1 protein-coding gene is annotated in these 370 nt (G+C 77.6%); it reads right to left on the reverse strand.

Translation table 11 applies throughout. The features are described from left to right. Positions 1-370: hypothetical protein (locus tag IF37_RS0138560; protein WP_030754541.1), on the reverse strand; the 370-nt coding region annotated here is incomplete at both ends.

The raw sequence follows: 370 nt of genomic DNA on the forward strand, positions 1-370 counted from the left end.
CGCCGCCTCCATCCCCCGCCCGCCGAACGACCGCGCGAACGCCCGCGCCCAGTCCTCACCCACCCGGCGCGCCGCCGCCTCCCCCATCACCCCGCCCAGGCCCCGGGCGAAGATGTCGCCGATATCGGAGAACCACGCCTCCCCCGCCGCGTCGACCCGGCCCTCGCGCAGGGCGCGGGCCAGGTTCGCCGTGCGGCCCGCCAGATCCCGGCCAAAGTCCGTGGCCACCGGCTTCACCGCCGAACCGGCCGCCTCCTCCGCCAGATCCCGGCCCGCACCCTTGACCTGCCGCGCCTCCGCCAGCGCCGAGTCCACCGCACCCCGCAACGCCCCGGCCACATCCCGCCCGAACGCCTTGCCCAGCAGACCA

Origin of the sequence: Streptomyces sp. NRRL S-31 (assembly GCF_000718775.1) — a bacterium.
In the GTDB taxonomy this organism is placed as follows: domain Bacteria; phylum Actinomycetota; class Actinomycetes; order Streptomycetales; family Streptomycetaceae; genus Streptomyces.